This window comes from Cellulomonas pasadenensis (assembly GCF_047229365.1).
Taxonomy (GTDB): Bacteria; Actinomycetota; Actinomycetes; order Actinomycetales; family Cellulomonadaceae; genus Cellulomonas.
Genome location: NZ_JBFTEP010000176.1, coordinates 1 through 6,131 on the forward strand (window position 1 = coordinate 1; position 6,131 = coordinate 6,131).

Consider the following 6,131-nt stretch of genomic DNA (forward strand, 5'->3'; position numbering starts at 1 on the left):
GCCGCGCGGCGACGCGGGCGGCGGCGTCCGCGCCGAGCAGCGCGCCCACCTCGTCGCCGTGCAGCATCCGCCAGCCGTCGGCCTGGGGCGTCTGCGGGGCACCGGGCACGCGCGAGCGCGTGTCGACGAGCGCGACGGCGCAGCGGTCGGCGTCGGGGTCGAGCGCGACCACGACGTCCGCCCGCTCGACGCTCGCGCGGGCCAGCGCCAGGTCGATCGCGCCCGGCTCCTCGGGGTTGGGGAACGCGACGGTGGGGAACGCGGGGTCGGGGTCGGCCTGTTCCGGCACGACGTGGACGTCCGTGAAGCCCGCGCGCGCGAGGACGTCGAGCGCGACGGCGCCCCCGACCCCGTGCAGGGGCGTCAGCACGACCCGCAGCGCGCCGCGCCGGCGGGCCGCGTCCCCGTCCGGCGCGTCGACGACGGCGGCGGCCTGCGCGGCGTACGCCGTCACGACGTCCTCGCCGAGCACGGTCCAGCCGCTCCCGGCACGCGGCACCGACGCGACCGACGGCACGCGCGCGATCTCCGCCGCGATGGCGGCGTCCGCCGGCGGCACGATCTGGGCGCCCTGCCCGGCGTCCGTGACGACGCGACCGCCCAGGTACACCTTGTAGCCGTTGTCCCGCGGCGGGTTGTGCGACGCGGTCACCATGACGCCCGCGTCGGCGTCGAGGCGGCGCACCGCCGCGGCCAGCACGGGGGTCGGCAGGGGCCGCGGCAGCAGCAGCACCTCGATGCCGACGGCGGTCATGACGGCGGCCGTGTCGACCGCGAAGACGTCGGAGTTGCGGCGGGCGTCGTAGCCGACGACGACGCGCGGGGGACGGGCGTCGCCCTCGAGCTCGCCGAGCAGGTGCGCCGCGAGGCCCGCGGCGGCGCGGACGACGACGGCCCGGTTCATGCGGTGCGGCCCGCCGCCGAGCTCGCCGCGCAGCCCGGCGGTGCCGAACTGCAGGAGACCGGAGAACCGGTCCGCGAGGTCGGTGCGGGCCCGCGCGGCCTGGTCCACCGCCTGCCGCTCCTCCGGGTCCAGGGCCGGGGCGTCGGGGTCGTGCACCTCCGAGCCGGGCGGGCGCTCGCGGCCGGCGCGCAGCAGTGCGGTCAGCTCCTCGGCGGTCTCGGGGTCGGGGTCGTCGGCGACCCACGCCTCGACGCGCTGCTGCAGCTCGGTCCAGCGGTCCGCCCCGGCGTGGTCCTGCTGCCCCGGCGCGGGGGCGCGGGTCGCGCCGCGGGGCGCGTGCTCGGGCGCGCCGCCGGCGCGGACGTCACGGGGGTCGTTCTCGGTGCTCACCCGTCCAACGTACTGGCCGGTACCGGGTGGGGCGCGCGACCCCCGCATCCCGCGGGCGGCACCGGCCCGGCGCCGCCCGCGGGGTCGGTCGGAGGGGCGTGGTCAGAGCCGGCGCACGACGTCCGCGAGCAGGGCGCTGATGCGCGGGCCGGCCGCGCGCCCGGCCTCGAGGACCTCCTCGTGCGCGAGCGGCTCGGGGCTGATGCCCGCGGCGAGGTTCGTCACGAGCGAGATGCCCAGCACCTCGAGCCCGGCGTGCCGCGCGGCGATCGCCTCGAGGGTCGTCGACATGCCGACGAGGTCGCCGCCCAGCCGTCCCGCCATCGTCACCTCGGCCGGCGTCTCGTAGTGCGGCCCGCGGAACTGCACGTACACGCCCTCGTCGAGGGACGCGTCGACCTCGCGCGCGACCGCGCGCAGCCGGGCCGAGTACAGGTCGGTGAGGTCGACGAACGTCGCGCCCTCGAGCGGCGACGTCGCGGTGAGGTTGAGGTGGTCGCTGATGAGCACCGGCGTGCCCGGGCCCCAGGCGGGGTTCAGCCCGCCGCAGCCGTTGGTGAGGACGACGGTCGACGCGCCGGCCGCGGCGGCGGTGCGCACGCCGTGCACGACGCGCCGCACGCCGCGCCCCTCGTACAGGTGGGTGCGCGACCCGAGGACGAGCGCGAACCGCTCCGGGCGGTCGTCGGTGCCCGCGACGCGCACGGAGCGCAGCGTGCCGACGTGGCCCAGGACGGCCGGGGCGGAGAAGCCCGGTACCTCGTGGCTGGGGACCTCGGCGACCGTCTCGCCGAGCAGGTCGGCGGCACCGCCCCAGCCGGACCCGAGCACGAGCGCGACGTCGTGCCGCGCGACGCCCGTGCGCTCCGCGAGCACCGCGGCGGCGTGGCGGGCGACCTCGAACGGGTCGGTCGCCGGGTCGTCGAGGTCGGGCACCGCGCCGGGTGCGCGGTCGGGGGCGGTCAGGTCGCGGTCCGCGTCGGTCATGGCGCCCAGGCTAGCCGCGGCGCGGCGGCGGTCCCGCGCGCGTGCGGTACCCCGTCGCGGCGCCGGCCCGGCGTCCCGGTCGGCAGCGGTCGTCCCGTCGGGCAGGATGGAGCCGTGAGCAGCCAGGCGCCCGCCACGTCCACCCCCGCCCAGCCCGACGTCCCCGCCGCCGTCGCGGCGTCGACCGTCCGTCGCGCCGACGACGCACCGCCCGCCGGTCGCGTCGTGGTCGTCGGCGGCGGTCCCGGCGGCTACGAGGCCGCCCTCGTCGCGCGGCGCCTCGGCGCGCAGGTCACGGTCGTCGAGCGCCACGGCCTCGGCGGTTCCGCCGTGCTGACCGACGTCGTCCCGTCGAAGACCCTCATCGCGACGGCCGAGTGGATGACCATCGCGGACCGCGCACCCGAGCTCGGGATCCGGCTGGACCGGCTCGCCGCCGGGCTCGGCCCCGAGGACGACGCGGCGGGCCCCGCCGGCGGGACGGGGTCGGCGGTGCGCGACGCGCTGCACCACCGCATCGACCTCGACGCGGTGAACACGCGCGTCAAGGCGCTCGCCGCGGCGCAGTCCGCCGACATCCGTGCGCGCCTGGAGCGCGAGGGCGTCGACGTCGTCGCGGGCACCGGCCGCCTCCTCGACCCCGAGCACGTGGCCGTCCGCACGCCGGAGGGGCGCGAGCACACCCTCGACGCGGACGTCGTCCTCGTGTCCACCGGCGCGACGCCGCGCGTGCTGCCCGAGGCCCGGCCCGACGGCGAGCGCATCCTCACGTGGACCCAGATGTACAACCTCACGTCGCTGCCCGAGCGGCTGATCGTCGTGGGCTCCGGCGTGACCGGCGCCGAGTTCGCCGGCGCGTACACCTCGCTCGGTGCCGACGTCGTGCTCGTCTCGAGCCGCGACCGGGTGCTGCCGGGCGAGGACCAGGACGCCGCCGAGCTCATCGAGCGGGTGTTCACGCAGCGCGGCATGACGGTGATGTCGCGCTCGCGCGCGTCGGCGGCGCGCCGCACCGCCGACGGCGTCGTCGTGACGCTCGAGGACGGCCGCGAGGTCGAGGGCTCGCACGTGCTGCTCGCCGTCGGCGCCGTCCCGACCACGCGTGACCTCGGCCTCGAGGACGCCGGCGTGCGGCTGACGCCGTCGGGGCACGTCGCCGTCGACAAGGTGTCGCGCACCAACGTGCGCGGCGTCTACGCGGCGGGCGACTGCACCGGCGTGCTGCCGCTCGCGTCGGTGGCGGCGACGCAGGGCCGCATCGCGATGTCGCACGCGCTGGGCGACGCCGTCCGGCCGCTGTCGCTGCGCGGCATCTCCGCCAACATCTTCACCGCGCCGGAGATCGCCACCGTCGGGGAGCCCGAGGGCCGGCTGCGCGAACGCGGCGTCCAGTACCAGGTCAGCATGCTGCCGCTCGCGCGCAACCCCCGCGCCAAGATGCTGGGCGTGCGGGACGGGTTCGTGAAGATCTTCGCGCACGCCGGGACGGGCACGGTGCTCGGCGCCGTCGTCGTCGGCCCGCGCGCGAGCGAGTCGATCTTCCCGCTCACGCTCGCGGTCACGCACCGCCTGACGGCCGACCAGATCGCCGACGCGTCCACCGTGTACCCGTCGATGTCGGGGACGATCGGCGAGGTCGCGCGGATGATGCACCACCGCATCGAGGACTGACCCGCCGGGACGCGCGCGGGCGGGAGGCTCGCGGTCCCGGCGCGGCGACGCGTCAGGGCACGACGACGTACGTGCCCGCGGGCGGCGGCTCGCCGCCCGCCACGGCGACGTGGACGAGCGCGAGCACGAGCGCGGGGAGCAGCAGCAGCCGCACGGGGTTGACCCGCGGGGGGATCCGCACGGGCGCCGACGCGGGCGCCGGTGCCGCGGCACCCCCCACCGGGTCGGGCGTGCGGCGCCGCAGCCCGGCGCCGGCGAGCGCGGCGGCGGCGCACGGCACCAGGAGCGCCGCGGCCGTGCCCCCGGCCGGGTCCAGGGCGACGAGCAGCCACGGGGACAGCACCGCGGCGGCGACGGCGGCGGTCGCCAGCGCCGTGCGCGGCACGCCGGGCGGTGCCGGCCGGTGGGCGCTCAGGGCGCTCGCCAGGACCATGCCGGCCGCCACAAGCCCGGCCGCGGCCGCGACGAGCACCGCCGGCCCGGTGAGCACCGGCACGGCCACCACACCGAGCAGCACGACGGCCGCGGCGGCCACCCGCGCCGCCGGGGGCCACGGGTCCGGGCGCAGCAGGAGCCACACGCCGACGCTGCTGGCGAGCACGAGCACCAGGCCCGCGACGGCCTCGGCGACGCCGGCGGCCGCCGCGACGTGGGACGCGTCCGCGAGGACGAGGTCGAGCACGAGCACCGCCGGCCCCACGACCCACGTCCGGCGCGGCCGGCCCGCCGGCGGGTCGTCGGCGAGGGCGTCCGCGCGCCCGAGCCCCACGGCGGCGGCGACGGCGCTCACGCCGAGCACGACCAGGGCCAGCGCGGGCCCGGGCGGCAGGGCGCCGGCGTCCGCCCCGGGTCCGGTCGCCGCGGACGCACCGCGCAGCCCCGCACCGAGGACGGTCCACAGACCCGCCCCGAGCAGCAGGCCGGTGGCGGCCTGCCGGCCGCCGCCGGGACGCGCGGCCACGTGCACGACGGCGAGCGGCAGCGCCGACAGCGCCGCGACGAGCGCAGCTCCCGTCAGCACGACCGCGAGGCCGCCCGCGGTCAGCAGCGCCGGCACGGCGAGCCCGGCGGCGGCGACCGTGGCGACGAGCACCTGCCGCGGACCCGGGACGCCGGGCACGCCGGGGGCGGGCGTGCGCAGCAGCAGCGCCGCGGCGAGGCCCACCAGCAGCACGACGGCCACGGCGGTGAGGGCCGGCCCGGCGCCGCGGGCCGAGGGCAGGACCCCCGACGACGCCGTGGCGGCCACGAGCACCGTCAGGACCGCGAGCAGCCACGCGCGCGACGGGACGCCGAGGTCGGGCGCGGTGCGGGGCACGGCGGCGGGGTCGGGGGACGTCACGGGGCGTGACGCTACCCGTCAGCCCCGCTCGAGCCGTGCCCGCAACGTCGGCCAGGCGTCCGCGAACGCCGGCAGCAGCGGCCGGTCCGTCACCGCGTCGAGCGGCACCCACGCCACCGCGAGGCTCTCCGCGTCCGTGACGGCGGGCGCGAACGGCGCCAGGACCTCGGCGAGCACGGTGGTGTACGACCAGCCCGGGTGCTCCAGCACGTGCGTGCCCAGGACCCGCACCGCGGCCGCGTCGACGCCGGCCTCCTCGTGCGCCTCGCGCAGCGCGGCCTGCTCGGCCGACTCGCCCTCGGCGCGCGCGCCGCCGGGCAGCGCCCACGTGCCGCCGGCGTCGCTCCACAGGGCGCGGTGCTGCAGCACCACGTCGGCGGGACGACCGGCGGGGTCGCGCCGCACGAGCAGCAGCCCGGCGGCGCCGTGCAGCCCCCAGTGCCGGTGGCCGCAGCCGCACACGACCCACCCGTCGCCGGTGACGTGGTGCCGAGGCGCCTCGTGCCCGTCCGGCCGGGCGTCCCGCGGCACGCCGGCGTCCTGGCCGGTCAGCCGACGATCTCGCAGATCGCGGTGCCGGCGCTCACGCTCGCGCCGACGCCGGCGCTGAGCTGCTGCACCGTGCCGGCGCGGTGCGCGACCAGCGGCTGCTCCATCTTCATCGCCTCGAGGACCACGACGAGGTCGCCCTCGGCGACCTGCGCGCCCTCCGCCACGGCGACCTTGACGATCGTGCCCTGCATCGGTGACGCCAGGGTGGTCCCGTTGCCCCCGGTCCGGGTGGCGCGCGGGCGCGCGGTCCGCCGCGCGCCGCCGCCCGGACGCGCCGGGGTGCCG

At 79.3% G+C, this 6,131-nt stretch carries 6 protein-coding genes; 1 reads left to right on the plus strand and 5 read right to left on the minus strand.

Annotated features, from left to right (window positions below; genetic code table 11):
- Both AB6N23_RS16780 and AB6N23_RS16785 read right to left on the minus strand, forming a co-directional pair.
- Positions 1-1,168, minus strand: a 1,168-nt coding sequence (locus AB6N23_RS16780) for a phosphohexomutase domain-containing protein (RefSeq protein WP_489672010.1), incomplete at its 3' end; no start/stop codon positions are given.
- 228 nt (positions 1,169-1,396) lie between these two features.
- Positions 1,397-2,281 (minus strand): purine-nucleoside phosphorylase, encoded by an 885-nt coding sequence (locus tag AB6N23_RS16785; RefSeq protein WP_412867129.1) that lies wholly within the window; start codon positions 2,279-2,281, stop codon positions 1,397-1,399.
- A 225-nt stretch (positions 2,282-2,506) separates the two neighbouring features.
- On the opposite strand from AB6N23_RS16785, the gene AB6N23_RS16790 reads away from it, so the two are divergent.
- Entirely contained in the window at positions 2,507-3,952 is a 1,446-nt protein-coding gene (locus tag AB6N23_RS16790; RefSeq protein ID WP_412867133.1) for an NAD(P)H-quinone dehydrogenase, read from the plus strand.
- 52 nt (positions 3,953-4,004) lie between these two features.
- Here AB6N23_RS16790 and AB6N23_RS16795 read toward each other — a convergent pair whose 3' ends face one another.
- From AB6N23_RS16795 to AB6N23_RS16805, 3 genes are all read right to left on the minus strand, one after another.
- Positions 4,005-5,294, minus strand: a complete 1,290-nt coding sequence (locus tag AB6N23_RS16795; protein WP_412867130.1) for a hypothetical protein — start codon at positions 5,292-5,294, stop codon at positions 4,005-4,007.
- A gap of 18 nt (positions 5,295-5,312) precedes the next feature.
- Positions 5,313-5,825 carry an NUDIX hydrolase gene (locus tag AB6N23_RS16800; RefSeq protein WP_412867131.1) on the minus strand — a complete coding sequence of 171 codons (513 nt, stop codon included), beginning with the start codon at positions 5,823-5,825 and terminating at the stop codon, positions 5,313-5,315.
- A gap of 17 nt (positions 5,826-5,842) precedes the next feature.
- On the minus strand, positions 5,843-6,131 hold a 289-nt coding region (locus AB6N23_RS16805; protein WP_412867132.1), incomplete at its 5' end, for an acyl-CoA carboxylase biotin carboxyl carrier protein subunit.